Source organism: Archaeoglobus sp. (genome assembly GCF_017656475.1).
Taxonomy (GTDB): domain Archaea; phylum Halobacteriota; class Archaeoglobi; order Archaeoglobales; family Archaeoglobaceae; genus Archaeoglobus.
Genome location: NZ_JACDNT010000078.1, coordinates 1 through 2,896, shown reverse-complemented (window position 1 = coordinate 2,896; position 2,896 = coordinate 1). Strand labels below are relative to the sequence as shown.

Here is a 2,896-nt window from a genome sequence, read left to right as displayed (position 1 = left end):
ACCAGCCCGTGGGCGATTGTGAACTGGGTCGTGGAGCCGTCACCTGAGAAGGTTGTTGTTGAGGTGTTTTCTGTGGCGTAACCTATATTGTTACGTATGATTTCTATTTTTTCCTCTGCATTTGCAGATAAGTTGTATGTATTGTTTTTGAAAACGTTATATGTCAAAATCGAATCAGACAAATTATCTGCTGTTACATCAATTCCTATATAATGATTAAGTATTCTGTTGTGATGAATACGTATATCACTTCCACCAAATACTCGTACACCTTGCTTTTGACCGTCTGTTGAACCAGTGATGACGTTATTTGCAATTTCAACGTGTATACTGCCACTACCTAAGCCGAAGTAATGTACTCCATCTTTCGCCTGACCGTTGTCAGAGATTATATTACCTACTACAGTTACATAAGTGTTTCCGTCTAAATACACACCATATCTGTAGTTTTCAGTTATAATATTTCCGTTTATGACTACGTTTTCTGCATTATTCACTAAAAGAGCATAGTGTGATGAGTCTTCGTTTCCACACATCTTTATTATATTGCTCTTAAATATTAGGTCGTGCCCGCCGTCAAATCTTATTGCTTCTTTTGTAACCTTCTCAATGTAATTGTTTGCTACTACTATGTGATATGCTCCATAACCGGAGTAATCTCCTTTAATTCCATATGTCCCATCGCTTATAATATTACCGATAATACTTACGTTGTGTGCGTTTAGTCCATTGTATATTGCAACAAGACAGTTTCTAAACACATTTCCAACTATTGAAATGTTGTGTGAGTATATATTTGTATTGTAATATCCGATTAGGTCAACTGCAGTGTCACCTACGTTTTCGAATATGCAGTTCGCAATAACTGCACCGTTTGCAGCTATTGCTATACCGTCAAGAGTTGCGTTCTTGATGTGACAGTTTGTAATTATAATATTTCTATTATCTCCAACTACATAAATTTCAAAAGGTCTGTAATATCCATTCTCTACAGTGATTTTGTTGAGTCTGATGTTTGATGAGTCTCCAGTGATTCTGATTCCTGCATAACTTTGAGTAGCGTTGCTTTCATCTATAATTAGTCCTTCGATTAAGACGTTAGTCTGGTTGTTGATATCTATCATTTCATCATCAACATTTTTAATTAGTTTTGCACCGTCTGAAACAATATTAATGTTTGATTTTACTTCGATTGTATTGTTGATATAGTATCCTATAGAATCTTTTTTAATGAAAATAGTTCCTGAATTAAGTGAATTGATTGTGTTTTGTATTACACTCGCTGCATCTGTATCCTTGAATTCAATTCTCCCGCTCTTCCCGTTCTTTGCGTAGACGTAGTCCCCGTCTTTGAAAATAACGTAATCAGCCTCGTTATACGGCGGAAAGTTGCTCTTAGTAACAAGCTTCATCAATAACCACCCCCTTCTTTGTTGCGTTTTATCTTTGTACCGGCAATTGCGAAGATGCCGATAATAATTTTCTCAACGAGGGAGAGGGCCTGGTCGTGGAGCGTTACGACCATTATGGCCCCGAGGAAAGTGGCGGCGATTATGGCGAGGTCCCGGTCGTCGAAGTCAATCATTCCATCAGCACCTCCTCTTCTTCCTCTCCGATTGTTTCTTCAGGAGGTTCCTCCTTAAGCTCCCGGGCTCCCTCAACCATACCTTCGCGGAACTTCCTGTCCCTCTTGAGGAGCATTGCCATGAACTCACCGACGTGCACCTTTTCCTCGTACGCCACGGAGTGGAAGAGCTTTATGAGCTCCGGGTCCTCCGTGTTCTTCGCCATCTCCAGGTAGACCCGGATGGCTTCGAGTTCGAGCTCTATGGCCCTCATAAGTTTTTGTTCGTCATCAAGTTTTCCAACCTCCATTTTACATCACCTCACAGAAGTCCTATCTTTTCATAAATATCAGCGTAAAGCTTCAATATGGGATGCCTCTGTTTGCGGAGCCTCCTCATGGCATCCTGGAGGAGGTCGAAGGTCTCAAACGTAATGCGCTCCGGGAGGCTCAGCCAGTAGTCGGCGAAGGGGTCCAGCGGCGGCATCTCACGCACACGGTACCTTATAGCGTCTTTGTACATTTCAAGGAGGTAGTCCCCCTTGACGCGCCAGCTCGCCTTCTTGAGCTCGGGGTGCGCGCGCTCAAGCTGCATGGCCTGGAGTTCGATGTCCCACCTCTCAAGCACGGATTTCCATGTGTCCACATTGGAGATCAGATCTGTATACATCAGGTGGTTTTTGATGCCCCCGAACGTCTGGATGAGGATTGCCTCGATGGAGCGGTAGCGCTGGTACTCATATATCTCATAGATAAAGTCAGCACCTCTGTAGTTGTATTCCGGTTCAGGGATATCGTCAATAGACTTGGGTATCTTCGGCATCTTGAACCTCACGTTTTCATGGTACATTAGCTCGTCAATCGGCTTCTTAATCGGGATTATAACCCCGAGGTCGCCGTCGGTGTCCACCTTTGTGCGCAGTTTTGTTTCCGCCTTTTCACCGTAGTCTTTTCCAATATACGGGTGTATCCTTATGGCCTGCGGGTGCCCGTCGAGCGAGGGGTCGTGCTCCACCCTGAGGCAGCGGATGCTCTCCTGCCTGCTTACAGGCTCCTTGTACCATATTACATACTCCGGTTCGCCCAGCATCTGAATGAGTTCTCTGCCCATCATGATAACGTCTGTGTCCGGGTCGTCGTGCCAGAGGACGATCCTCTGCAGGGCCTTGAGCCTTATAGCCGTCTTCTTCTCCCTGTCGCCAAGGAGGAGCTTGCGGGTCATCGTCTTTATGAAGTTGTTGATAGCGTTCTTGTAGAAGCGAGGCAGCCTCTCCCATCCCTTTTCCCTGTACTCCTTGATGGCCCTCATCAGCTGCGTCTCCTGTTCTGCGT

4 protein-coding genes are annotated in these 2,896 nt (G+C 44.7%); all 4 read right to left on the bottom strand.

Annotated elements, in window-relative coordinates; translation table 11 throughout:
- The coding region (locus H0Z19_RS11775) for a right-handed parallel beta-helix repeat-containing protein (protein WP_290726860.1) at positions 1-1,412 on the bottom strand (1,412 nt) is incomplete at its 3' end.
- Positions 1,412-1,585 (bottom strand): hypothetical protein, encoded by a 174-nt coding sequence (locus H0Z19_RS11770; protein ID WP_290726858.1) that lies wholly within the window; start codon positions 1,583-1,585, stop codon positions 1,412-1,414. The genes H0Z19_RS11770 and H0Z19_RS11775, both read right to left, overlap by 1 nt.
- Positions 1,582-1,875 (bottom strand): ferritin family protein, encoded by a 294-nt coding sequence (locus H0Z19_RS11765; RefSeq protein ID WP_290726845.1) that lies wholly within the window; start codon positions 1,873-1,875, stop codon positions 1,582-1,584. The genes H0Z19_RS11770 and H0Z19_RS11765 overlap by 4 nt, the downstream gene beginning before the upstream one ends.
- Positions 1,876-1,886: 11 nt before the next feature.
- Positions 1,887-2,896, bottom strand: a 1,010-nt coding sequence (locus H0Z19_RS11760; protein ID WP_290726856.1) for a hypothetical protein, incomplete at its 5' end; no start/stop codon positions are given.

Coding starts and splice junctions, on each gene's coding strand:
- H0Z19_RS11770 (WP_290726858.1), bottom strand. CDS start 1,585: ATGATTGACTTCGACGACCGGGACCTCGCCATAATCGCCGCCACTTTC.
- H0Z19_RS11765 (WP_290726845.1), bottom strand. CDS start 1,875: ATGGAGGTTGGAAAACTTGATGACGAACAAAAACTTATGAGGGCCATA.